The following is a 24,149-nucleotide window of genomic DNA, read 5'->3' as shown; positions in this document are numbered from 1 at the left end:
TTTTTTGTCTGTACAAATTCAATAAGCAACTCTACAATAAGGATATATATAGAAAATTTGTGCTAGTCTGGATGATAGACAAGTTTTCTATATCCCAAAAAAAGGAGGATATGATGAATATGAAAAAGAAAGCGTTTTCTGGATTATTGCGTTTTTCTTGTGCAGCTTTAACAGCTGGTGCTGTAATGTTGTCCGCTTTACCGGCATCAGCCGCTTTTTGGGGGGCATCGAACGAGCTTCTGCATGATCCGACAATGGCAAAAGAGGGGAATACTTGGTACGCTTTTGGGACAGGCCTTGCTGAGGAAAACGGATTACGTGTTCTAAAAGCGGACAGCAACGGAGTATGGAGGGTTCAAAGGTCAATTTTCACTAGTCCTTTATCTTGGTGGAAGCAATATGTGCCTAATTACGAACGAAACCAATGGGCACCGGATGTGAAATACTACAACGGAAAGTACTGGCTTTACTATTCAGTTTCTTCATTTGGCAGCAATACCTCTTTAATTGGGCTTGCTTCAACTACAAGTCTCAGTTCGGGCAGCTGGAAGGATGAGGGACTTGTTACTCGGTCAACAAGTGCCAATAATTACAATGCCATTGATCCTGAATTAACTATTGATAAAGATGGAAATCCTTGGCTGGCATTTGGTTCATTTTGGAGTGGAATTAAATTAACAAAATTAAATAAAGATACAATGAAACCCACCGGTTCATTATATTCAATAGCAGCCAGACCAAATAACGGAGGCGCTCTGGAAGCCCCTACATTAACATACAATAACGGCTACTATTACCTAATGGTTTCATTCGATAAATGCTGTGAAGGCGTAAATAGTACGTACAAAATTGCTTATGGCAGATCGAAAAATATTACAGGTCCTTATGTAGACAGAAATGGTAAAAGCATGATGGATGGAGGAGGTACGATTCTTGATGCCGGCAATGAACAGTGGAAAGGGCCGGGCGGACAGGATATCGTAAACGGCAACATACTCGTGCGTCATGCTTATGATGCAAAAGACAACGGAAAACCGAAGATGTTAATCAATGATTTGAATTGGAGCTCAGGATGGCCGTCTTATTAAAAAGATGAAGCATTCAATTGTTTAGCCCTGGTACATCAGTATCAGGGCTTTTTCTAATGGAAGTGAAATTTGTTTGGCGTAAACTATGATGAACTTGTGACCATTCAAATCTTTTTGTAAAAGAGTATAAAAATGATTGACAGTAAATAAACCTACTAATATAATAAAGTTGTTCGTACAAATTAATTGAAAGTGGTTTATTTTTTGTTATTAGTCCGTATCTGTTTGGGTAATTGAAAGCGTTTTACTATAGGAAGAAAGGGGCAGTTTACATGCTTCAGACAAAGAATTATGAATTCTGGTTTGTAACAGGGAGCCAGCACCTATATGGGGAAGAGACGTTGGAACTGGTAGATCAGCATGCGAAAAGCATTTGTGAGGGACTCAGCGGAGTTTCTTCCAGATATAAAATCACTCACAAGCCTGTCGTCACTTCACCGGAAACCATCAGACAGCTGTTAAGAGAAGCGGAGTACAGTGAGACATGCGCCGGCATCATTACATGGATGCACACATTTTCTCCAGCAAAAATGTGGATTGAGGGTCTTTCCTCTTATCAAAAACCGCTTATGCATCTGCATACACAATATAATCGCGATATCCCATGGGGTACGATTGACATGGATTTTATGAACAGCAACCAATCCGCACATGGCGATCGTGAGTACGGTTATATCAACTCGAGAATGGGGCTGAGCCGAAAAGTCGTTGCTGGCTATTGGGATGATGATGAAGTGAAGAAAGAAATATCCCAGTGGATGGATACGGCGGCTGCATTAAATGAAAGCAGACATATTAAGGTTGCCAGATTCGGAGATAACATGCGTCACGTCGCGGTAACGGACGGAGACAAGGTGGGAGCGCATATTCAATTTGGCTGGCAGGTTGACGGATATGGGATCGGAGACCTTGTTGAAGTGATGAACCGAATTACGGACGACGAGGTTGACACGCTTTATGCGGAGTATGACAGGCTTTATGTCATCAGCGAGGAAACAAAACGTGACGAAGCAAAGGTAGCGTCCATTAAAGAACAGGCGAAAATCGAACTTGGATTAACTGCTTTTCTTGAACAAGGCGGATACTCAGCTTTTACGACATCGTTTGAAGTGCTGCACGGAATGAAACAGCTTCCGGGGCTTGCTGTTCAGCGCCTGATGGAGAAAGGCTACGGGTTCGCAGGTGAAGGAGATTGGAAGACAGCGGCTCTTGTACGGATGATGAAAATCATGGCTGAAGGAAAAAGAACGTCCTTCATGGAAGATTATACGTATCATTTTGAACCGGGAAATGAAATGATTCTGGGCTCGCACATGCTTGAAGTGTGTCCGACTGTCGCCTTGGATCAGCCGAAAATTGAGGTTCATCCGCTTTCCATCGGTGGAAAAGAGGATCCTGCACGTTTTGTATTTAACGGCATCAGCGGTTCAGCCATTCAAGCAAGCCTTGTTGATATTGGGGGGCGTTTCCGTCTTGTTTTGAATGAGGTCAACGGACAGGAAATTGAAAAAGACATGCCGAATTTGCCGGTGGCCCGTGTTCTCTGGAAGCCAGAGCCGTCATTGAAAACAGCGGCTGAGGCATGGATTTTAGCCGGCGGCGCACACCATACCTGCTTGTCTTATGAACTGACAGCGGAGCAAATGCTTGATTGGGCGGAAATGGCGGGGATCGAAAGCGTTCTCATTTCCCGTGATACGACAATTCACAAGCTGAAACACGAATTAAAATGGAACGAGGCGCTTTACCGGCTTCAAAAGTAGAGAGGGGGATATCACTTGACTTACACAATAGGGGTTGATTTTGGAACTTTATCAGGAAGAGCGGTGCTCGTTCATGTCGAAACAGGGGAGGAACTGGCGTCTGCTGTGAAAGAATACAGGCATGCGGTCATTGATACCGTGCTTCCAAAAACGGGTCATAAGCTGCCGCGGGACTGGGCGCTGCAGGACCCGGCTGATTATCTCGAAGTCTTGGAAACAACCATTCCGTCTTTACTCGACCAGACGGACGTTCAACCGAAAGACATTATCGGGATCGGTATTGATTTTACGGCATGTACGATCTTGCCAGTTGACCGTACAGGGCAGCCGTTATGCATGCTGCCGGAATATGAAGAGGAGCCGCACAGCTATGTGAAGCTCTGGAAGCATCATGCGGCCCAAAAACATGCTGACCGGCTCAATCAAATCGCGGAAGAAGAAGGAGAAGCTTTTCTACAGCGGTACGGGGGAAAAATTTCATCAGAATGGATGATTCCGAAGGTCATGCAGATTGTAGAAGAAGCGCCTCACATTTATGAGGCGGCTGACCGGATTATCGAGGCTGCAGACTGGATCGTGTACCAGCTGTGCGGCTCGCTTAAGCGAAGCAACTGTACTGCAGGGTATAAAGCAATTTGGAGTGAAAAAGCGGGATATCCGTCAGATGATTTCTTTGGCAAATTAAATCCTTTAATGAAAACGATTACAAACGACAAATTAGCAGGTTCTATTCATTCAGTAGGGGAAAAAGCCGGCGGACTGACTGAAAAAATGGCACAGCTGACAGGCCTTCTTCCGGGTACGGCTGTTGCGGTTGCCAATGTTGATGCTCATGTTTCCGTGCCAGCGGTCGGCATCACAGAGCCAGGGAAAATGCTGATGATTATGGGAACTTCAACGTGCCATGTTCTTCTGGGCGAAGAGGTACATATCGTGCCGGGTATGTGCGGTGTCGTGGACAACGGAATTCTCCCGGGCTACGCGGGATATGAAGCCGGGCAGTCCTGTGTAGGCGATCATTTTGACTGGTTTGTAAAAACATGTGTCCCGCAAGCGTATCGAGAGGAAGCAGAGGAAAAAAACATTAGCATTCATGAGCTGCTGAGTGAGAAGGCAAACCTTCAAGCGCCAGGTGAAAGCGGACTGCTTGCTTTAGATTGGTGGAATGGAAACCGGTCAACCCTTGTTGATGCTAATTTAACTGGAATGCTGCTTGGCATGACGCTGCTGACGAAGCCTGAAGAGATTTATAGAGCATTAGTTGAAGCGACAGCTTACGGAACCCGGATGATTATCGAAACGTTCAAAGAAAGCGGGGTTCCAATTGAGGAGCTGTACGCAGCCGGTGGAATTGCTGAGAAAAACCCGTTTGTCATGCAGATTTATGCTGATGTGACAAACATGGACATTAAAATCTCTGGTTCCCCGCAAGCCCCTGCCTTAGGATCTGCCATTTTCGGCGCCCTTGCCGCCGGTAAAGAAAACGGCGGGTACGACGACATCAAAGAGGCGGCGGCGCACATGGGAAAACTGAAAGATATATCTTATACGCCGAACGCCGAAAACGCCGCGGTGTATGAAAAATTGTACGCTGAATATAAAGAGCTGGTTCACTATTTCGGAAAAGAAAACCATGTCATGAAACGTCTGAAAACAATTAAAAATCTTCAATTTTCATCTGCCGTCAAAAAGAATTCATAAAGGGTGATGGAGCATGCTTGAAACATTAAAAAAAGAAGTGCTGGCTGCCAACTTGAAGCTTCAAGAGCATCAGCTGGTAACCTTTACGTGGGGAAATGTCAGCGGTATTGACCGTGAAAAAGAAAGAATAGTCATTAAACCAAGCGGAGTTGAATACAGCGACCTGACAGCTGATGACTTGGTTGTTTTGAATCTTGAAGGAGAGGTCGTCGAAGGCTCGCTCAAGCCTTCATCAGATACACCTACTCATGTATATTTGTACAAAGCGTTCCCGAACATCGGGGGAATTGTCCATACCCATTCTCAATGGGCAACAAGCTGGGCGCAATCGGGAAGAGATATACCGGCTTTAGGTACGACCCATGCCGATTACTTTGACAGTGCGATTCCGTGTACAAGAGAAATGTACGATGAAGAAATCATTCATGACTACGAACTGAATACAGGAAAAGTCATAGCGGAAACCTTTCAGCATCATAACTACGAACAGGTTCCGGGTGTGCTCGTGAATAATCACGGCCCGTTCTGCTGGGGAACGGACTCCTTAAATGCCATTCATAACGCCGTTGTATTAGAAACCGTTGCGGAAATGGCCTATCATTCCATTATGCTGAACAAGGATGTAAATCCCATTAATACAGTCCTTCATGAAAAACATTTTTATCGAAAACACGGAGCAAATGCGTATTATGGCCAGTCATGATTCCGCTGTGTCACCGGCCGGTATTCTGATTGACTTGGACGGTACTGTATTCAGAGGAAATGAATTAATTGAAGGGGCAAGAGAAGCGATCAATACACTCCGAGAAATGGGCAAGAAAATTGTTTTTTTGAGCAATCGGGGGAATATTTCCCGTGCCATGTGCAGAAAAAAACTTCTCGGCGCGGGGATAGAGGCGGATGTAAGCGATATTGTTTTGTCGTCAAGTGTCACTGCATCTTTTCTGAAAAACCATTATCGTTTTGCAACGGTGTGGGTGCTCGGAGAACAAGGATTGGTTGACGAGCTGAGGCTGGCCGGCGTCCAGCACGCGAACGAACCGAAGGAAGCGGATTGGCTCGTGATCTCCCTTCATGAAACGCTCACGTACGAAGATTTAAATCAAGCCTTTCAAGCGGCCGCGGGCGGAGCTCGTATCATTGCTACAAACAAAGACCGCTCTTTTCCAAATGAAGACGGCAATGCCATCGATGTGGCCGGAATGATTGGGGCGATAGAGGCTTCAGCTCAAGCGAAAACGGAGCTTGTTGTCGGAAAGCCGTCATGGCTGATGGCGGAGGCTGCATGTACAGCAATGGGGCTTTCCGCACATGAATGCATGATTATCGGAGACAGCATTGAATCTGACATTGCGATGGGAAAGCTTTATGGCATGAAAAGCGCCTTAGTGCTTACTGGTTCTGCGAAACCGGGTGAACAGCGTTTGTACACACCGGATTATGTGCTAGAGTCTATTAAGGATGTAACCAAATTAGCTGAGGAGGGGATTCTGTTATGAATCGTATCGCAGCTGACGTTCAGCGTGCTTTTGAACAAGCCGGAGAAAAGACGTTTCCTATCGAAATGGAAGAAATTGCTCTCGGAAAACAAGCAGCCGATTCGCTTTTAGAGTATGTAAAAAGAAAAAATGACAAACAGATCGTGCTAGTCTGTGACTCGAATACACATCGCATTGCAGGAATTGATTTGGAAGACCGCTTGAATCAAGAAGGGTTCCAGGCCAAATGCCTGATTATTCCGGAAAATGAAGCCGGAGATGTAGTGGCCGATGAACAATCGCTCATTCATGCACTGATCCATACGAAAAAAACAACAGATGTCATGATCGCAGTCGGATCGGGCACGATTCACGATATCGTACGCTTTGCAGCGTTTCAAAGGGATTTGCCGTTTATTTCTTATCCGACTGCTCCATCTGTAGACGGATTTACATCAGCCGGGGCGCCGCTTATTTTATACGGTACGAAAACAACTATCCAAACGAAGGCGCCGTCCGCGCTGTTCGCTGATCTGGATCTATTAAAAGCGGCACCCCAGTCAATGGTGGCGGCTGGATTTGGTGACATGCTCGGTAAAATCACGTCTTTAGCTGATTGGGAAATATCTCGCCATCTTGCCGGCGAGCCTTATTCCCCAGCAGGGGCTAAGATCGTTCAGGAGGCACTTGATGCCTGTATCGAACACACAGAAGACATTGCGATGAAAACTGAAACAGGCATACAGGTTTTAATGGAGTCTTTAATTGTGTCGGGGCTTGTCATGCTGGCTTTAGATCATTCCCGCCCGGCATCAGGCGGAGAACATCATATTTCCCATTGGATTGAGATGGAATTAATGAAGAAAAACCGGCCTCAGATTCTCCATGGGGCAAAGGTGGGCTGTGCGGCTGTGTTATTAACTGACACATACAGAAAGCTCGCCCAGGATGATGGGCTAAACGAATTTTCTCCGCGCCGGCGCCAAGCCATTCAATCGGCTTATGAAACGCTCCCAGAAGGAGAAGTATTGGCCGATTGGCTGAGATCAGCCGGAGGCCCTGCGTTTTTTGACGAAATCGGTGTCGGGCAGGATTCCGTCAAGAATGCCTTTAGACACGCGCACACCTTAAGAGACCGCTGCACCGGATTAAGAATTATCAATGAAAACAAAACGCTGATCAATCATGGTCTATATGAATAGCCCGCACCTCGAATGGAAGGGGTAACGCAAATGAAAAAAATGACTGTCTGTTTTCTTGCGCTCATGATGCTGCTGACATTATTCATTGCTGGGTGTTCAGCAGAACGATCATCCGGGAAATCGGGTGAAACCGAACTGACCTTTTGGACATTTAACGGTCTTCATGAGCAGTTTTATGCAGAAATGGTGAAGGAATGGAACAAAAAATATCCTGACCGCAAAATCAAACTGAATACGGTTGTTTATCCATATGGACAAATGCACGATAACTTGTCTATCTCCTTAATCGCGGGAGAAGGCGTCCCTGATATTGCCGATGTCGAATTGGCCCGTTTTTCAAACTTTTTGAAGGGCTCTGATATCCCGCTTGCCGATTTGACTCCGCTGATTGAAAAGGACCGCGATAAATTCGTTAAGGCGCGGCTTACCCTGTACAGCAAAAACGGCAAGCTTTACGGGCTGGATACGCATGTAGGAACGACAGTCATGTTTTATAACATGGATGTGATGAAAAAAGCCGGTGTTAATCCTGATGATATTAAAACATGGGATGATTACCATAAAGCCGGGCAGAAAGTGCGCAAAGTAACCGGAAAGCCGATGGGAACGGTCGAAACAAATGATTCCACAACGTTCTTATCCATGATTTCACAGCAAAATTCAGGTTATTTTGATCAAAACGGCAAGCTGATCCTCAATAATGACACCAATGTAAAAACAATTCAATTTTTAAAGGACATGATTAATGATAAAACGATGATTGCCGCACCGGGCGGCGGGCATCACAGTGAAGAATATTACGGCTTTATGAACCAAGGCGGAGCAGCATCGGTTCTGATGCCGATTTGGTATATGGGAAGATTTTTAGATTATATGCCTGATTTAAAAGGAAAGATTGCCATCCGTCCGCTTCCGGCGTGGAAAGATGGGGGCGACCGTTCGGCAGGGTTGGGCGGTACGGCAACTGTTGTACCGAAGCAATCCAAGCATGTTGAGTTAGCGAAAGAGTTTTTGGCCTTTGCAAAGGGTTCTAAAGAAGGAAACAAAAAGCTTTGGAGCGTACTCGGGTTTGACCCGCTTCGCTGGGATGTCTGGAGCTCCAAGGAATTGAAAGAGAAAAACAAATACACGGATTACTTCCAAAACGGAACAGGCATTTTTACTATGCTGCTCGATATCAAGGATGAAATCAATCCGATATATTTACATGAGGATTTTGCCAAGGCTTCAGACCTTGTCAACAGAAGTGTATTGTTCGACGCACTTAAATCTCAGCAGAAAACGCCTAAACAAGCCTTGGACAGAGCGGCAGGTGAACTGAAACAGAAATAGAATCCCATTCAAAAAGTGAAAGCGGGGAGGTTCTCATGAAACCTGTGAAAACGGGAACGGTTCATCCCGTTCCTTCAGCTGAGAAACAATCAGGCTGGCGAGATTTATTTTATTCGAAAAAAGCGGCGCCCTATTTGTTTACTGCGCCATTTGTTTTATCCTTTCTCGTATTTTTTCTATACCCCATCATTAGTGTCTTCATCATGAGCTTTCAAAGAATTTTGCCGGGAGAGGTGACGTTTGTCGGATTGTCCAATTACACTGCGCTAAACAATCCGACGTTCTACACCGCTCTTTGGAATACGCTGGAGTACACCTTTTGGACGCTGATTGTGCTGATTCCTGTCCCATTGCTGCTGGCTATATTCCTGAATTCAAAGCTGGTCAAATTCAGAAATATTTTCAAATCAGCGCTATTCATTCCGGCATTGACTTCTACCATTGTGGCGGGGATCATTTTTCGACTGATCTTCGGGGAAATGGAAACGTCGCTGGCCAATTCCATCTTACTTAAACTCGGCTTTTCACCTCAGAACTGGATGAACAATGAACATACCGGCATGTTTTTAATGGTGCTGCTTGCTTCGTGGAGATGGATGGGAATCAACATCCTTTACTTTTTGGCCGGTTTGCAAAATGTGCCGAAAGAGCTGTACGAAGCCGCCGATATTGACGGCGCGAATACGATGAAGAAATTCCGGCACATTACACTGCCGTTTCTCAAGCCTGTATCTGTATATGTGCTAACCATCAGCATCATCGGCGGATTCAGGATGTTTGAGGAAAGCTACGTCCTTTGGCAAAATAATTCCCCAGGTAATATCGGTCTGACGCTTGTCGGGTATTTGTACCAGCAGGGGCTTGCCTACAATGAAATGGGATACGGAGCGGCCATCGGTATTGTGCTTTTGATTGTGATACTTGTTGTCAGCCTGATTTCGTTAAAGCTGTCAGGCTCGTTTAAGGGGGAGGGATAAATGTTGCGGCACAGTCCTCAGTACAGCGTTTACAAAATCGCGCTTACCCTGTTTTTTATCATGCTGAGCCTATTGTATATTTTTCCGATTTTCTGTTTGCTTTTAGGATCATTAAAGCCGTCATCTGAGCTTTTGCGTGTAGGGCTGAATGTTGATATTGATCCAAAAGTGATGAGTTTAGATAACTACACATTTCTGTTTAATGGCGGCAGTATTTATTTCAAGTGGTTTTTTAACAGTCTTGTGCTTGGGATTTTCACGACCGTGCTCACTCTGTTTTTTTCTTCGATGATTGGGTATGGGCTTGCGGTTTACGAATTTAAGGGCAGAAATATCATCTTTGTTCTTGTGCTGATTATTATGATGGTCCCGCTTGAAGTAATGATGCTTCCATTGTTTAAGCTTACCGTCGGACTGCATTTGATTGATTCGTATACGGGTGTCATCCTGCCATTCATCGTTTCGCCGGTCGCTGTTTTCTTTTTCAGGCAGTATGCCCTCGGTCTTCCAAAAGATTTGCTGGATTCTGCAAGGATGGATGGCTGTACGGAATTCGGCATCTTTTTCAGGATTATGGCGCCGCTGATGAAACCGGCTTTCGGCGCGATGATTATCCTCCAGTCCTTAAACAGCTGGAACAACTTCTTATGGCCGCTGATTGTGCTTCGTTCGAAAGAAATGTTTACGCTTCCAATTGGGCTGTCCAGCTTGCTGAGCCCATACGGAAACAACTATGACATGCTCATATCCGGCTCAGTATTTGCGATTTTGCCGGTGATTATCATTTTCTTGTTTTTCCAAAAGTACTTTATTTCCGGCCTGACAGTAGGCGGAGTCAAAGGTTAAAAAGGGAGGAAACGTGTGATGAAAAAAGCGCGAATGATTGTAGACAAAGAATATAAAATTGGTGAAGTAGACAAACGGATTTATGGATCGTTTATCGAACATATGGGGCGTGCGGTATACGAAGGCATATATGAGCCAGATCACCCTGAAGCGGATGAAGACGGGTTTAGAAAGGATGTCCAGTCACTGATCAAAGAATTGCAGGTTCCGATCATACGCTATCCGGGCGGAAACTTTTTATCCGGATACAACTGGGAAGACGGTGTCGGGCCTGTCGAAAACCGCCCGAGACGCCTTGACTTGGCATGGCAAACGACAGAAACGAATGAAGTGGGAACAAATGAATTTTTATCTTGGGCAAAAAAGGTGAACACTGAGGTCAACATGGCCGTAAACCTTGGCACAAGAGGCATAGACGCAGCCCGCAATCTCGTTGAATACTGCAACCACCCGAAAGGCTCTTACTGGAGTGATTTAAGAAGATCACATGGCTATGAACAGCCATATGGAATCAAGACATGGTGTCTGGGTAACGAAATGGACGGCCCGTGGCAGATCGGCCACAAAACAGCTGACGAATACGGGCGGCTTGCCGCGGAGACGGCAAAGGTCATGAAATGGGTTGACCCATCAATTGAACTTGTTGCCTGCGGCAGCTCAAACAGCGGCATGCCAACCTTTATCGATTGGGAAGCAAAGGTACTGGAGCATACGTATGAGCATGTCGACTATATTTCTCTCCACACGTATTACGGAAACCGGGATAACAATCTGCCAAACTACTTGGCCCGTTCCATGGATCTGGATCATTTTATCAAATCTGTGGCTGCAACCTGTGACTATGTAAAAGCAAAAACACGCAGCAAGAAAACAATCAATCTCTCTCTGGATGAATGGAATGTTTGGTACCACTCAAATGAGGCTGATAAAAAAGTAGAACCGTGGATTACTGCGCGTCCTATATTAGAGGATATTTATAACTTTGAAGATGCCTTATTGGTCGGCTCTCTGCTCATTACGATGCTGCAGCACGCAGACCGGGTGAAAATCGCATGTCTTGCACAGCTTGTAAATGTCATCGCGCCAATCATGACGGAAAAAGGTGGAGAAGCATGGAGACAGCCGATTTTCTATCCGTACATGCATGCTTCTGTTTACGGAAGAGGCGAGTCGCTGAAACCGCTTATTTCTTCTCCGAAGTACGACTGCTCAGATTTTACTGATGTGCCTTATGTTGATGCCGCTGTTGTGTACTCCGAAGAGGAAGAAACACTCACCATTTTTGCGGTAAACAAAGCTGAGGATCAGATGGAGACGGAGATTTCGCTCAGAGGCTTTGAATCCTATCAAATCGCAGAGCACATCGTACTCGAGCATCAGGATATCAAAGCGACAAACCAGCATAACAGAAAAAATGTCGTCCCGCATTCGAACGGAACATCGTCTGTCAGCGAAAACGGCTTAACCGCGCATTTCACGCCGCTTTCCTGGAATGTGATCCGCCTGAAAAAACAGTCATAAGAGAAACAAAGCCGGAGATCTCTCTCCGGTTTTTCTTTTTTTCTCAGTAGATATGGTTCAGTACCTTGTAATATTCAGTAGCAGCCGAAGCATACACGAATTGAAAACGAGCTGACGCTAAAAACAACGAGCAAGATGTTCAAGCGGATTAAATTCCTTCGGCCAAGGTAAGGTAAAGACAACAAGCGGATCGATAAAAAGCAGCCACACAACAGTTAAAAAGGTGACCTATAAGACAACTCCCGGGGATATTGATCTTCTTCAGGATCACCAGAACGAAGAGATCGGCTTCGTCACTACGAGCGGAAGTGTGTCAGTAGAGTATCAGAAAGAACCTGCATCTTTGGCAGTGGATTTTCAGGCTGACTCAGGTGATGCCGCGGTCAATCTCGATCAAATCCTGTATAAAGAAAAATCAGAGAACCGTATTGTAGGTTATGTAGGTGATAGCGGGACCTCTAACCGTTTAAAAGTTCGTACAACATCTGGAGACATTGAACTAAACTAACTGCCTCAAGCCGGCCTAATTTCAGCCCGCTTTTTTGTATAGGAAAAAATGACCGCTTTTCACCATGAAATTATGATATATTTATGAAAAACAGCAAAGGGGATGGGAGAAAATGAATGCGGTTACAATTGTGATAGCGTCAATGTGCATTTTGGCTATCGCCTATCGTTTATACGGAACATTTATGATGGTGAAGGTTCTCAAAGTGAATGATGACGAGCCGACGCCTGCGCACGCGCTTGAGGATGGAAAAGATTATGTGCCTACAAATAAATGGGTTTCGTTCGGCCATCATTTTGCGGCAATCGCAGCGGCTGGGCCGTTGGTCGGACCGATCCTGGCAGCGCAGTTCGGCTATTTGCCGGGGTTGTTATGGCTGTTAATCGGGGCGGTAATAGGGGGAGCCGTCCATGATATTGTTGTGCTGTTTGCCTCGATGCGCAAAAATGGTAAATCACTGTCAGAAGTAGCGAAGGACGAGCTCGGCCCTGTTGCCGGCTTTTGCACGGGACTGTCCATGCTGTTTATTATCACGATTACGATGGCGGGCCTGTCGATGGTTGTGCTGCACGCGCTTGAACGCAATCCATGGGGAACATTTGCGGTAGGGATTACGATTCCGATTGCGATGGGCGTGGGCTTATTTTTTAAGAAAACGGGAAATTTAAAGCTTGCGTCAACGATCGGCTTTCTCTTTTTAATGGCAGGAGTTTTTATCGGCCCATGGGTGCAGACTACCACGCTCGGTGACTTTTTAACGCTAGATACGAAAACGCTTGCAATAGCGCTCCCTGTATATGCGTTCTTTGCAGCGGCGCTTCCCGTTTGGCTGCTGCTTGCACCGCGTGATTATTTAAGCAGCTTTATGAAAATCGGTGTTTTTATCGCTTTGATTGCAGGAGTGTTTGTGGTCAATCCGTCCATCCCGTTTCCTGCGTTTACAGAATTCGTAAAAGGCGGCGGACCGGTGCTGGCAGGGCCTGTTTGGCCGTTCATATCAATAACCATCGCCTGCGGTGCGATCTCGGGGTTCCATGCCTTTGTCGGTTCAGGTACGACGCCGAAAATGCTGAATAAATGGAGTGATATGAAGCCGGTTGCGTTTGGTGCAATGCTTGTCGAGTGTCTTGTCGGCATCATGGCGCTGATTGCAGCGACCGCCTTGCAGCCTGCAGATTACTTTGCGATTAACAGTACGCCGGAGGTTTTCCGTACGCTTGGGATGGATGTCGTCCATTTGCCTGAATTAAGCAGGGAAATCGGTTTGGACTTAGAAGGAAGAACAGGGGGAGCTGTCACACTTGCGGTGGGAATGACTTATATTTTTACCGGAATGCCGTTTTTCAGCCATTTGGCCTCATATTTTTTCCAATTTGTCATTATGTTTGAAGCGGTATTTATTTTAACAGCAATTGACGCCGGCACACGGGTCGCACGTTATTTGATCCAGGATTTCTTTGGAGAGGTGTATAAACCGCTGAAGAAAACAGACTGGATTCCGGGATCTGTATTTGCCAGCGCGCTTGCCTGCTTGATGTGGGGCTATTTGCTGTATTCAGGGGATATTGGTTCCATTTGGGCGCTGTTTGGTGTGTCCAACCAGCTGATGGCTTCAGTTGGGCTGATTATCGGAGCGACTATCGTGCTGAAAATCGCTGATAAACGCCGTTACATTCTTACCTGCCTTATCCCGCTTGCCTATTTATATGTCACTGTCAATTATGCAGGCTATTGGATGGTGCGCAATGTGTATCTCAATCCTGAAGCAGCAGGCTACAGTGTATTGAATGGCGTATTATCGATCCTCATGCTGCTGTTAGGCTTTATCATTATCGTGGCGGCTGTGAAAAAATGGGTGCAGATGTGGAGAGATCCGAGCTTAAGAATGGAAGCCTCTATCCCGGGATAGAAAAGCTAATGAAAATGTTGAGGAGGATTGGGAATGAATCTATCAATGAAATATCTTATTCTATATGTATCAGACAGCAAGCGGGCCATTCATTTTTATCGGGATATTTTAGGACTGCCGATTCGTGCTGAACATGGAACGTATGTCGAATTTGAAACAGGATCTACGATATTGGCGCTTAATACGCGAGAAAGTGCCAGAGAAATCACGCGGCTAGACATTCCAGATACATCTGCTTCAAACACATTTGAGATCGGATTTGTCACTGAAAACGTAGAAGAGGTTATTAAAAGGGTAAGAGAAAAAGGTGTCGCAATTATTGGGGAGCCAAAAGTGAAGCCATGGGGGCAGACAGTCGCCTATATCGCTGACCCGGATGGACATTATATTGAGATTTGCAGTCCGATGGAATAAAGAACAAGCCCAAAACAAGTTCTGTTTTGGGCTTTCTTATGATGTTTTGTGTCCAGTTGCTTCCAGCAGCAAATCAGCTAGATGAACGGCTTTGACTTTACCGCTTAGTCCTTCACGCTCAATGCCGAGCTTCATCTGCAGCAGGCAACCGGGATTTGCTGTCACAATGACGATCGCTTCAGTTTCTTTGACGGCAGCCATTTTACTGTCCAGTATTTTCATAGACATTTCAGCTTCTACGATGTTATAAATTCCCGCTGATCCGCAGCAGCTGTCTGCTTTCTCCATTTCTCTAAATTCAGCCCCCTTAATGCTTTGAAGAAGCTGTCGGGGCTCAAGTGACGTATGCATCACATTTCTTAGATGGCATGAATCTTGATAGGTAATGATCTGCGGCGCCTCGAGCGCTAAGTCCATTTGATGAAAATCGAGTTCGACCAATACGGATGAAAAATCTTTCAGCTTTTGAACAAATGCAGCGGCCCGCTCCGACCACTCAGGGTCATCCTTCAGCAAATGATCATATTCAGTGAGAAAGGCTCCGCAACCTCCTGCGTTTGTAATGACAGCATCCACGTCTAATGCTTCAAAAGCAGCGATATTTTGTTTCGCGAGCTCTTTCCCCGCGTTTTTTTCACCGCTGTGCCCATGCAGTGCCCCGCAGCAAGCCTGTTCAGGCGGGATGACAATGTCGCAGCCTGCCAACTGCAGCAGCTTCAGTGTGGCATTGTTGGTCGGTAAAAACATTGTATCCATTAAGCAGCCAGAAAAAAAGGCGACCCGTTTTTTCATGGGGCTAATTGACGGCAGTAAACGCGGCCGATGCTTCATGTCTTTACTTTTAGGAACATTAGGTAGAACAGCTTCCATCGTCCGCAAGTGCTCAGGCAGGACGCGAAGCATACCGGTTTTACGCACGGCGGTTTGCAGTCCTGACCGCTGATACAAACCGATAAGGCTTACTGCTGAGCGCATACGATTATGATACGGAAACAGCTCATGAAAAGCCGCCTTTCGCAAGACACGTGCGCCGAGCGGGTGTTTTTTATTTTGGTGGATAATATCTCTGGCTTCCTCAAGCAGCTGTCCGTATTTCACGCCTGACGGGCATACAGGTTCACAGGCGCGGCAGCCGAGACAAAGTGACAGCGAACGTTCGACATCTTCATCCGGTTCAATCATACCGTCAGCTACGGCTTTCATTAAGGCGATGCGCCCGCGCGGAGAGTGAGTTTCCTGAAACCCCGATTCAATATAGGTCGGGCAGGAAGGAAGACAGAAGCCACAGCGCATACAATTCAAAAGCTCGCCTTCATCCATACGCTCTTTGAACTCATCTTGGATCTGTTTCTTTTCTTTATTTGTTGTCAACTTTCCGTCACCACACGTTTTCTGGCGTCTTTCGCAAACACTTTGCCCGGATTTAATATGTTACGGGGATCAAATGCCGATTTCATCGCTTTCATCGCGGCAATCCCTTCTTTTTTTAGCTTCATCTCCAAGTAGGGCGCTTTCATGGCCCCGACCCCATGCTCTCCGGTAATCGTGCCGCCAAGTTCAATCGCTTTCTCAAAAATCTCGGCAAAAGCCTGTTCGACACGTTCCATCTCATCCTTATTTCTTATGTCTGTCGTGCACGTCGGGTGAAGGTTCCCATCTCCAGCGTGGCCAAAGGTACAAATGGAAATATTATATTTAGCAGCAATAACATTAATAGCTTTAACCATATTGGCGATTTCTGAGCGAGGAACAGTCGCGTCTTCTAATATGGTTGTCGGCTTGAGACGGGCAAGGGCAGAAAGTGCAGAACGCCGGGCTTCAGTCAGGGCAAATGCTTCCTCCTCGGTTTGGGCGGCCTGAACGGAAACAGCATCGCCTTTTTTGCAGATCTCCTCAATCTTTTCCATATCTCGTGCAACGGTTTCAAGAGGCCCGTCTTGCTCAATTAACAGAACGGCCTTTGCGTTTGTTGGAAGTCCGATGTTGGCATAATCCTCAATGACCAAGAGTGTAGGCTGGTCGAGAAATTCCAGTGTGGCGGGTATAATTTTTGCGGCAATAATGTCAGATACTGTTTGAGCAGCTGCATCGATATTTTCATAAAGAGCAAGCAGCGTCTTCTTTGTTTCCGGCTTTGGAACGAGTTTGACAATGGCTTCTGTCACGATGCCGAGTGTTCCTTCTGAGCCGACAAAAAGGCGGGTGAGATCATATCCGGCCACATCCTTTGCGAGTTTTCCGCCTGTGCGGATGATGTCTCCGTTTGCGAGCACAATCTCCAGTCCAATAGCATAGTCGCGGGTGACGCCGTATTTTAATCCGCGGAGCCCACCAGAATTTTCATTGATGTTTCCGCCTATGGTCGATATTTTCATAGAACTCGGATCAGGAGGATAAAACAAACCTTTGCTTTCAACTGCGCGGATCATATCCAGCGTAATGACGCCCGGCTGGACTGTGGCGGTCAAATTTTCTTCATCAATCTCAAGAATCCGGTTCATATGCTTAAAGAGAAGAACTAGTCCGCCTTCAGTCGGGCACGTGCCGCCGCACAGGTTTGTCCCTGATCCTCTTGGAACGATCGGCACTTGATGTTCGCTGCAAATTGCTAAAATTCTTGATACTTCGTCTGTATTCCTCGGTGCAATCACGGCATCAGGCATAGACTGAAACTGAGGCGTCGCATCATATGAATAGACGAGACGGCCGGCATTGGAGTCATCAAGGTTTTCCGGTCCGACAATTCGGATCAGCTGTTCTTTTACACTTTTGGTAATCATTTTACCCATCCCTCTTTCAAAAAAGCGCTTTCATTCTATTGTAAAAGAATAATAGAAAAGCTTCCATAGAGTAACATACAAAAAAGAAACGAAAACTCTCTCTATTTTGTATCTAGATCTACTGACAGCCTTAGACGACTTTGGTAACGCAATATATGCATGTCTTTTTGTTGTTTGTTTCAAGGACTTATCAGCGGAACGGGGAACATCATCCATTCTCAGTACCGCAGAGCACCTCCTCAACCTCATACAATTTGCCCAGGTGTCCACTAGCCGATGGAATGATAACCGCGTTGCAGCAGCTATTAGCTCAGTTTCATTAATGAATGAAAAAGCCTGCAGAGGGAACTGCGGGCTTTATTTTTTAGTCTCTAGCGTACTTTTTTCGGAACATAATCAGGAAAGTCTGTCACAATTCCGTCCACGCCGGCTTTTAAAAGCGGAGACACTTCATCACGGGAGCGGACGGTCCAAGGGGTAATCTTCATGCCGAGCGCATGAATTCTCGGCACAAGCGTAGGATCAGCGGTCACATTTTTTAAGTTGGTGTTCACGTATTTGGCGTAACCTGAAAATTCTTTGAGTTTTGCATCTGTTAAGTCCGCAGCTTTTGACGTTAAAACACCTGTCGGCATCGATGGAAGAAGCTGATGAATTTTGTAAACAGAGTTAAAATCAAACGATTGCACAATGATTTTACCGTTTTTAGGCTTATCCATACTCCGCTCTTTCAATGCTGCTGATACTTTTTCCTCGATTCCCGGATAGCGTGCAGGCTCTTTCAATTCGATCAGCAGTCCGATCTTGCCTTTATACCGGTCAAGCACTTCTTCAAATGTCGGAATGCGTTCCCCAGTGAACTGCGGAGCGAAAAAGCTGCCTGCATCAAGCTTGCGCAGCTCGGCAAGCGTCAAGTTCTTTACGGCAACCGGCAGCACTGAGTCAATATCTGTCGTACGGTTTACGGTTGTATCATGGATGATGACAAGCTCTCCATCCTTTGACATTTGAACATCCAGCTCGATATAATCTGCTTTCATCTGAAGCGCCTTTTCAAAAGCGGCCATCGTGTTTTCCGGCGCATATCCTGAAGCGCCTCTGTGAGCAATGATATCGACTTTTTTAGGCTTGGCCGCCGGCTCTGCTGCCTCCGCATTCGGTGCAAACAGAGCTGATCCGATGGAAATCCCGATCAATGAAGAGAACATTAATTTTTTTAATAAAGCTGACACATCATCCACTCCCCTTTTATTTGCTTTTCTCTTGCCAAATTATAGGGTTGCTTTGTTAAGATTATGTTTCAACAGTCTTTTATTTTCATAAAATTTCCTGATATCCAAAAAAGACCCTTTAGCAGAGATCTTTTTTGGATATATCAGCGTGCACAAGCAATTTTGTCTATTGCTCGGTCCAGACGTCATATAGATTTAAAATATAAGGCGTATAATTCGTTTTCCGCCTTCGTTTTTGTATGTCTTATCGCAGGCACTTCAAAAAAAACGGTGAAAGACCAGCAGACAAAAGATTCGCCGCATTCCTTCACCCGGTTTGAAATCTTCGTCTATTTCTTATGTATCATATATTTTCCTCATTAGATTGACATTTTTTTAAATCGAATAAAAGTCTTTGATAACATGTGTAAAAACATGAAAAACTTTCTCATCAGTTTTAAAAGAAAAAACCGGGTGCTGTCACCCGGTTTCATTAGTCTTATTGGACGGGTTTTAATCCGCCTTCAAGCGTTTTTAGCATTTCGTTTTTCTCACTTTCGGATGCGTGCTGCCAGATAACTTCGAATAAAACGCCGAGGCCTGGAAGCATTTTTTCTTCACCGCTTTGAATCGCATCCACAATTGTATGTTCAAGCTGCTCCTGATTGTTTCCGGTTACATTGGCAATGACGGCGTGACGTAAATTAAGATCCATGTGAAACGCTCCTTTTTCTAAAAAGTTATACGTATATTCTAACCTTGCACCTGGTTTATTATGTGCTGTTCTTGCGATATAATAACATCATGTTAAAAAAAGGAGAGCCACACAGACAGTGAAACAAATAGAATCGGCAAAAAACCAAAAAGTGAAGGATTGGAAAAAGCTTCACACGAAAAAAGAACGAACAAAAACGAATACATTCCTGATAGAGGGAGAACATCTTGTTGAAGAGGCGCTCAAGAGCCCGGGAACAGTAAAAGAAATCCTTGTAAAGGATGAGATGAAAATTCCCTCAGATCTTGATGTGAGCATCCAGTGCTACGTGCTGAGTGAAGATGCGTTTTCAGCTGTTACTGAAACCGAAACGCCGCAGCAGATTGCCGCTGTGTGCCATATGCCTGAGGAAAAACTGGCGTCGCCTCAGCGGGTGCTGCTGATTGACGCTGTTCAAGATCCGGGAAACCTCGGCACGATGATTCGGACGGCTGATGCGGCCGGGTTGGATGCGGTTGTGCTCGGTGACGGCACGGCGGACGCTTATAACGGAAAAACACTGCGATCAGCGCAAGGATCTCACTTTCATATTCCTGTGGTGAGAAGAAACCTGCATACATATGTGGATGAATTGAAGGCAGAGGGCGTACCAGTGTACGGTACGGCGCTGCAAAACGGGGCGCCTTACCGGGACATGTCTCAGGCTGAATCCTTTGCGCTCATTGTAGGAAATGAAGGGGCAGGGGTGGATGTCGCCTTGCTGGAAAAAACAGATTTGAATCTGTATGTGCCGCTTTACGGACAGGCTGAATCACTGAACGTTGCCATTGCGGCTGCCATCCTCGTGTATCACTTGCGAGGATAGTGTTGCGCCGAGCGGAGTATTTCACTATAATAGAACATAATATTTGAAAAACCGTGACAGAGGATCACGATTTCTGATCAACTGCCTTCCAGGGAGAAAATGCCGCAGACTGAGAGCATTTTTAACGCAGCCGGAAATCGGTTTCACCTCTTGAGTTGTCACCGGGACCGCGCACTGCGCGTAAAGGTGAACCGGAATCTGATTCCGTTATGTCAATGAAGCTGACGACAGCATCAGTCTGTCTGAAATAAGGGTGGTACCGCGGCCACAACTCGTCCCTTGTATAAGGGACGGGTTTTTTTGTTTTCCAAAGACATATAACGGTTTGTTTACATAAAAGGAGGATGCAAAATGGAAGAAAAGCTAAAACAGCTGGAACAAGAAGCTTTAGAACAAGTAGAAGCGGCAAGCTCATTAAAGGTTGTCAATGATATTCGGGTGCAATATCTCGGAAAAAAAGGGCCGATTACAGAAGTGCTGCGCGGAATGGGCAAACTTTCTGCTGAGGAACGTCCGAAAATGGGCGCGCTCGCGAATGAAGTAAGAGAGCGTATCGCCAATGCAATTGCTGTCAAAAATGAGAAGCTTGAGGAAGAGGAAATGAAGCAGAAGCTTGCTGGACAGACAATCGACGTCACGCTGCCTGGGAACCCTGTCGCAGTCGGAGGCCGCCATCCGCTCACTGTTGTCATAGAAGAAATTGAAGATTTATTTATCGGTATGGGCTACACAGTTGAGGAAGGACCTGAGGTTGAAACGGATTACTACAACTTCGAATCGCTTAACCTGCCGAAAGAACACCCTGCGCGCGATATGCAGGATAGCTTTTACATCACAGAGGAAACTTTGATGAGAACGCAAACATCCCCTGTGCAAACACGAACCATGGAAAAGCATGGAGGCAAAGGGCCGGTTAAAATCATTTGTCCGGGTAAAGTATACCGCCGCGATAACGATGATGCGACGCACTCTCACCAATTTATGCAAATTGAAGGGCTTGTTGTTGACAAAAATATCAGCATGAGTGATTTAAAAGGAACGCTTGAACTTGTTGCGAAAAAAATGTTCGGGCAAGACCGTGAAATCAGACTCCGCCCAAGTTTCTTCCCGTTTACTGAACCTTCAGTAGAAGTAGACGTGACATGCTTTAAGTGCGGAGGAAACGGCTGCTCAGTATGTAAAGGAACAGGCTGGATCGAGATCCTCGGCGCTGGCATGGTTCACCCGAACGTACTGAGAATGGCAGGCTTTGATCCGGAGGAATATCAGGGCTTCGCATTCGGAATGGGTGTTGAGCGCATCACGATGCTGAAATACGGCATTGATGATATCCGCCACTTCTATACAAATGATTTCAGATTTATTTCGCAGTTTAAACAGGCGTAAGAGGAGGATGCTAGGATGTTTGTTTCTTATAAATGGTTAGAGGATTATGTTGATATAAAAGGCATGGACCCGGCTGTTCTTGCTGAGAAAATTACTAGAGCCGGTATCGAAGTTGAAGGAATTGAATACAAAGGGGAAGGCATCAAAGGCGTTGTCATCGGCCACGTGCTGGAGCGCGAGCAGCACCCGAATGCTGATAAGCTGAATAAGTGCCTTGTGGATATTGGAGCGGATGAACCTGTACAAATCATTTGCGGCGCGCCGAATGTGGATAAAGGGCAAAAAGTCGCAGTTGCAACAGTTGGAGCGGTGCTTCCGGGCAATTTCAAAATCAAAAAAGCAAAGCTTCGCGGTGAAGAATCTAACGGCATGATCTGTTCTTTACAAGAGCTTGGCATTGAAAGCAAGCTTGTGGCGAAAGAGTATGCGGAAGGTATTTTCGTATTCCCGAATGACGCTGAAACAGGAAGCGATGCTTTAGCGGCTTTACAGCTTGACGATGCGATTCTTGAGCTTGGTTTAACGCCAAACCGCGCGGATGCCATGAACATGCTTGGTGTTGCTTACGAGGTTGCAGCGATTTTAGATACAGAGGTAAAACTTCCGAAAACGGATTATCCGGCTGCTTCAGAACAAGCGTCTGATTACATCGCTGTCAAAGTCGAAGATCAAGAAGCGAACCCGCTGTACACTGCAAAAATCATTAAAAACGTTACGATCGCTCCATCACCGCTTTGGATGCAGACGAAGCTGATGAATGCAGGCATTCGCCCGCACAACAACGTCGTCGACATCACAAACTTTGTCCTGTTGGAATACGGACAGCCGCTTCACGCGTTTGATTATGACAGATTCGGCTCGAAGGAAGTTGTAGTAAGAAAAGCAGCTGAAAATGAAACGATCGTAACCCTTGATGATCAAGAACGAAAGCTTTCTGCCGATCACCTTGTCATTACAAACGGAACGAAAGCGCAAGCCGTTGCCGGTGTCATGGGAGGAGCAGAGTCAGAAGTTCAGGAAGACACGAAAACGATTTTGCTGGAGGCTGCGTATTTCAATGGACAGACAGTTCGCAAGGCTTCCAAAGACCTTGGTTTGAGAAGTGAATCAAGTGTAAGATTTGAAAAAGGCATTGATCCGGCTCGTGTACGTCTTGCAGCAGAACGGGCTGCACAGCTGATCCATCTGTATGCTGGCGGTGAAGTGCTCACTGGCACGGTTGAGGATGATCACCTGACAATCGAAGCAAATAACATTCATGTATCTGCTGACAAAGTGAGCAGCGTTCTCGGCCTGACAATCGGCAAAGAAGAACTCATCAGCATTTACAAGCGTCTCGGTTTTACTGTCGGTGAAGCGAATGAACTTCTCGTTGTAACAGTACCATCACGCCGCGGTGACATTACAATCGAAGAGGATTTAATTGAAGAAGCGGCACGACTGTACGGCTACGATAACATTTCGTCCACGCTTCCTGAGACAGCGGGAACAACAGGCGGATTAACGCCATATCAGGCAAAACGCCGTAAGGTCAGACGTTTTCTTGAAGGCGCAGGCTTGTCACAAGCCATCACGTACTCACTGACAAACGAGAAGAAAGCGGCAGCGTTTGCGATTGAAAAATCATTGAACACTGTGCTTGCGCTTCCAATGAGTGAAGAAAGAAGCATTCTCAGACACAGTCTTGTTCCTAATCTGCTTGAGTCCGTTTCTTACAACCTGGCGAGACAGACTGACTCAGTCGCACTGTACGAAGTCGGCTCCGTTTTCCTGACGAAGGAAGAGGATACAAAACCTGTTGAAACAGAACGCGTGGCAGGAGCTGTTACCGGATTATGGCGCAAGCAGCTGTGGCAGGGCGAGAAAAAACCGGTTGATTTCTTTGTCGCCAAAGGAATTGTGGAAGGGCTGTTAGACAAACTGAACGTCCTCGACAGCGTTGAATTTGTTCAATCTGAACGCAAACAGCTGCACCCGGGCAGAACAGCGAACATTCTATTGAATGGTTCACTTATTGGCTTTATCGGCCAAGTCCATCCTTCTGTGGAAAAAGAATTGGATATAAAAGAGACATATGTGTTTGAGATTGACCTTCATGCACTGCTCGCAGCGGATACAGCGCCGCTTGTTTACACGGCGATTCCAAAATATCCGTCTGTGACACGTGATATCGCGCTTGTAACAGATCAATCCGTCACAAGCCGCCAGCTCGAGAGCGTGATTAAAGAGGCTGGCGGCAAGCTTCTGAAAGAAGTATCCGTCTTTGACGTATACGAAGGCGAGCATATGGAGGAAGGCAAAAAGTCAGTCGCTTTCTCACTTCAATACGTCAACCCTGAACAGACACTGACTGAAGAAGAAGTGACAAAGGCGCACAGCAAAGTGCTGAAAGCGTTAGAAGACACATATCAGGCTGTTTTGAGAGGCTAATAATAAAGCTTGCAGATTTCTCT

21 protein-coding genes and 1 pseudogene are annotated in these 24,149 nt (G+C 45.9%); 17 read left to right on the top strand and 5 right to left on the bottom strand.

Features of this window, described 5'->3' with window-relative positions; translation table 11 throughout:
• The first annotated feature begins 119 nt into the window (after nt 1-119).
• From MOF34_RS00670 to MOF34_RS00605, 14 genes are all read left to right on the top strand, one after another.
• Complete coding sequence (locus MOF34_RS00670) at nt 120-1,088, top strand: glycoside hydrolase family 43 protein (RefSeq protein ID WP_268398064.1); 969 nt, start codon at nt 120-122, stop codon at nt 1,086-1,088.
• Nucleotides 1,089-1,360: 272 nt separating this feature from the next.
• On the top strand, nt 1,361-2,851 hold the full coding sequence (gene araA, locus MOF34_RS00665) for an L-arabinose isomerase (protein ID WP_268397933.1): 1,491 nt from the start codon (nt 1,361-1,363) through the stop codon (nt 2,849-2,851).
• 15 nt (nt 2,852-2,866) lie between these two features.
• Nucleotides 2,867-4,552 carry a ribulokinase gene (araB, locus tag MOF34_RS00660; protein ID WP_019715327.1) on the top strand — a complete coding sequence of 562 codons (1,686 nt, stop codon included), beginning with the start codon at nt 2,867-2,869 and terminating at the stop codon, nt 4,550-4,552.
• 13 nt (nt 4,553-4,565) lie between these two features.
• Nucleotides 4,566-5,255, top strand: coding sequence for an L-ribulose-5-phosphate 4-epimerase (araD, locus tag MOF34_RS00655; protein WP_268397930.1), 690 nt, complete (start codon nt 4,566-4,568; stop codon nt 5,253-5,255).
• Entirely contained in the window at nt 5,233-6,051 is an 819-nt protein-coding gene (locus tag MOF34_RS00650; RefSeq protein ID WP_268398062.1) for an HAD-IIA family hydrolase, read from the top strand. Before araD ends, MOF34_RS00650 begins: the two co-directional genes overlap by 23 nt.
• Nucleotides 6,048-7,232: a sn-glycerol-1-phosphate dehydrogenase gene (gene egsA, locus MOF34_RS00645; protein WP_268397928.1), complete on the top strand. Its 1,185-nt coding sequence runs from the start codon at nt 6,048-6,050 to the stop codon at nt 7,230-7,232. The genes MOF34_RS00650 and egsA overlap by 4 nt, the downstream gene beginning before the upstream one ends.
• A 30-nt stretch (nt 7,233-7,262) precedes the next feature.
• Entirely contained in the window at nt 7,263-8,564 is a 1,302-nt protein-coding gene (locus tag MOF34_RS00640; protein WP_268397925.1) for an ABC transporter substrate-binding protein, read from the top strand.
• 35 nt (nt 8,565-8,599) lie between these two features.
• Entirely contained in the window at nt 8,600-9,541 is a 942-nt protein-coding gene (locus MOF34_RS00635) for a carbohydrate ABC transporter permease (protein WP_019715323.1), read from the top strand.
• Nucleotides 9,542-10,387 (top strand): arabinose ABC transporter permease AraQ, encoded by an 846-nt coding sequence (araQ, locus tag MOF34_RS00630; protein WP_268397919.1) that lies wholly within the window; start codon nt 9,542-9,544, stop codon nt 10,385-10,387.
• 18 nt (nt 10,388-10,405) lie between these two features.
• Nucleotides 10,406-11,908: an alpha-L-arabinofuranosidase AbfA gene (gene abfA / locus MOF34_RS00625; RefSeq protein WP_003222445.1), complete on the top strand. Its 1,503-nt coding sequence runs from the start codon at nt 10,406-10,408 to the stop codon at nt 11,906-11,908.
• Between the two features lie 223 nt (nt 11,909-12,131).
• Nucleotides 12,132-12,416 carry a DUF4097 family beta strand repeat-containing protein gene (locus MOF34_RS00620; RefSeq protein WP_419901017.1) on the top strand — a complete coding sequence of 95 codons (285 nt, stop codon included), beginning with the start codon at nt 12,132-12,134 and terminating at the stop codon, nt 12,414-12,416.
• Between the two features lie 112 nt (nt 12,417-12,528).
• The gene (gene cstA, locus MOF34_RS00615; RefSeq protein WP_268397916.1) at nt 12,529-14,325 is read left to right on the top strand and encodes a carbon starvation protein CstA; all 1,797 of its coding nucleotides are present in this window, start codon (nt 12,529-12,531) and stop codon (nt 14,323-14,325) included.
• The gene (locus tag MOF34_RS00610) at nt 14,268-14,456 is read left to right on the top strand and encodes a hypothetical protein (protein WP_268397914.1); all 189 of its coding nucleotides are present in this window, start codon (nt 14,268-14,270) and stop codon (nt 14,454-14,456) included. Before cstA ends, MOF34_RS00610 begins: the two co-directional genes overlap by 58 nt.
• Nucleotides 14,371-14,739 (top strand): VOC family protein, encoded by a 369-nt coding sequence (locus MOF34_RS00605; RefSeq protein WP_268398060.1) that lies wholly within the window; start codon nt 14,371-14,373, stop codon nt 14,737-14,739. Before MOF34_RS00610 ends, MOF34_RS00605 begins: the two co-directional genes overlap by 86 nt.
• A gap of 36 nt (nt 14,740-14,775) precedes the next feature.
• On the opposite strand, the gene MOF34_RS00600 is transcribed toward MOF34_RS00605, so the two are convergent.
• The 4 genes from MOF34_RS00600 to sspI all read right to left on the bottom strand — a co-directional run bounded on the left by MOF34_RS00600 (nt 14,776) and on the right by sspI (nt 19,445).
• Nucleotides 14,776-16,110, bottom strand: coding sequence for a (Fe-S)-binding protein (locus tag MOF34_RS00600; RefSeq protein ID WP_268397913.1), 1,335 nt, complete (start codon nt 16,108-16,110; stop codon nt 14,776-14,778).
• Nucleotides 16,107-17,519 carry a glycolate oxidase subunit GlcD gene (glcD, locus tag MOF34_RS00595; RefSeq protein ID WP_268397911.1) on the bottom strand — a complete coding sequence of 471 codons (1,413 nt, stop codon included), beginning with the start codon at nt 17,517-17,519 and terminating at the stop codon, nt 16,107-16,109. The genes MOF34_RS00600 and glcD overlap by 4 nt, the downstream gene beginning before the upstream one ends.
• Before the next feature lie 371 nt (nt 17,520-17,890).
• Nucleotides 17,891-18,751, bottom strand: a complete 861-nt coding sequence (locus tag MOF34_RS00590) for a glycerophosphodiester phosphodiesterase family protein (RefSeq protein ID WP_268397909.1) — start codon at nt 18,749-18,751, stop codon at nt 17,891-17,893.
• Between the two features lie 478 nt (nt 18,752-19,229).
• On the bottom strand, nt 19,230-19,445 hold the full coding sequence (gene sspI, locus MOF34_RS00585) for a small acid-soluble spore protein SspI (RefSeq protein WP_019715313.1): 216 nt from the start codon (nt 19,443-19,445) through the stop codon (nt 19,230-19,232).
• A 118-nt stretch (nt 19,446-19,563) separates the two neighbouring features.
• Between sspI and MOF34_RS00580 the strand changes: the two genes are divergently transcribed.
• Nucleotides 19,564-20,310 carry a TrmH family RNA methyltransferase gene (locus MOF34_RS00580; protein ID WP_268397906.1) on the top strand — a complete coding sequence of 249 codons (747 nt, stop codon included), beginning with the start codon at nt 19,564-19,566 and terminating at the stop codon, nt 20,308-20,310.
• Nucleotides 20,311-20,334: 24 nt separating this feature from the next.
• Here MOF34_RS00580 and MOF34_RS00575 read toward each other — a convergent pair.
• A pseudogene (locus MOF34_RS00575) lies at nt 20,335-20,581 on the bottom strand (hypothetical protein).
• 80 nt (nt 20,582-20,661) lie between these two features.
• Here MOF34_RS00575 and pheS point away from each other — a divergent pair.
• Both pheS and pheT read left to right on the top strand, forming a co-directional pair.
• A complete protein-coding gene (gene pheS, locus MOF34_RS00570; protein ID WP_268397904.1) occupies nt 20,662-21,696 on the top strand; it encodes a phenylalanine--tRNA ligase subunit alpha in 1,035 nt (344 codons plus the stop codon).
• Between the two features lie 15 nt (nt 21,697-21,711).
• The gene (gene pheT, locus MOF34_RS00565; protein ID WP_268397902.1) at nt 21,712-24,126 is read left to right on the top strand and encodes a phenylalanine--tRNA ligase subunit beta; all 2,415 of its coding nucleotides are present in this window, start codon (nt 21,712-21,714) and stop codon (nt 24,124-24,126) included.
• The last annotated feature ends 23 nt before the right edge of the window (nt 24,127-24,149 follow it).

It is taken from the genome of Bacillus sp. T17B1, assembly GCF_026796395.1.
Taxonomy (GTDB): domain Bacteria; phylum Bacillota; class Bacilli; order Bacillales; family Bacillaceae; genus Bacillus; species Bacillus spizizenii_A.
This window is presented reverse-complemented; position numbering and strand designations above follow the sequence as displayed.

Coding starts and splice junctions, on each gene's coding strand:
- MOF34_RS00670 (WP_268398064.1), top strand. CDS start 120: ATGAAAAAGAAAGCGTTTTCTGGATTATTGCGTTTTTCTTGTGCAGCT.
- araA (WP_268397933.1), top strand. CDS start 1,361: ATGCTTCAGACAAAGAATTATGAATTCTGGTTTGTAACAGGGAGCCAG.
- araD (WP_268397930.1), top strand. CDS start 4,566: ATGCTTGAAACATTAAAAAAAGAAGTGCTGGCTGCCAACTTGAAGCTT.
- MOF34_RS00650 (WP_268398062.1), top strand. CDS start 5,233: ATGCGTATTATGGCCAGTCATGATTCCGCTGTGTCACCGGCCGGTATT.
- egsA (WP_268397928.1), top strand. CDS start 6,048: ATGAATCGTATCGCAGCTGACGTTCAGCGTGCTTTTGAACAAGCCGGA.
- MOF34_RS00640 (WP_268397925.1), top strand. CDS start 7,263: ATGAAAAAAATGACTGTCTGTTTTCTTGCGCTCATGATGCTGCTGACA.
- MOF34_RS00635 (WP_019715323.1), top strand. CDS start 8,600: ATGAAACCTGTGAAAACGGGAACGGTTCATCCCGTTCCTTCAGCTGAG.
- araQ (WP_268397919.1), top strand. CDS start 9,542: ATGTTGCGGCACAGTCCTCAGTACAGCGTTTACAAAATCGCGCTTACC.
- abfA (WP_003222445.1), top strand. CDS start 10,406: ATGAAAAAAGCGCGAATGATTGTAGACAAAGAATATAAAATTGGTGAA.
- cstA (WP_268397916.1), top strand. CDS start 12,529: ATGAATGCGGTTACAATTGTGATAGCGTCAATGTGCATTTTGGCTATC.
- MOF34_RS00610 (WP_268397914.1), top strand. CDS start 14,268: ATGGGTGCAGATGTGGAGAGATCCGAGCTTAAGAATGGAAGCCTCTAT.
- MOF34_RS00605 (WP_268398060.1), top strand. CDS start 14,371: ATGAAATATCTTATTCTATATGTATCAGACAGCAAGCGGGCCATTCAT.
- glcD (WP_268397911.1), bottom strand. CDS start 17,519: ATGATTACCAAAAGTGTAAAAGAACAGCTGATCCGAATTGTCGGACCG.
- sspI (WP_019715313.1), bottom strand. CDS start 19,445: ATGGATCTTAATTTACGTCACGCCGTCATTGCCAATGTAACCGGAAAC.
- pheS (WP_268397904.1), top strand. CDS start 20,662: ATGGAAGAAAAGCTAAAACAGCTGGAACAAGAAGCTTTAGAACAAGTA.
- pheT (WP_268397902.1), top strand. CDS start 21,712: ATGTTTGTTTCTTATAAATGGTTAGAGGATTATGTTGATATAAAAGGC.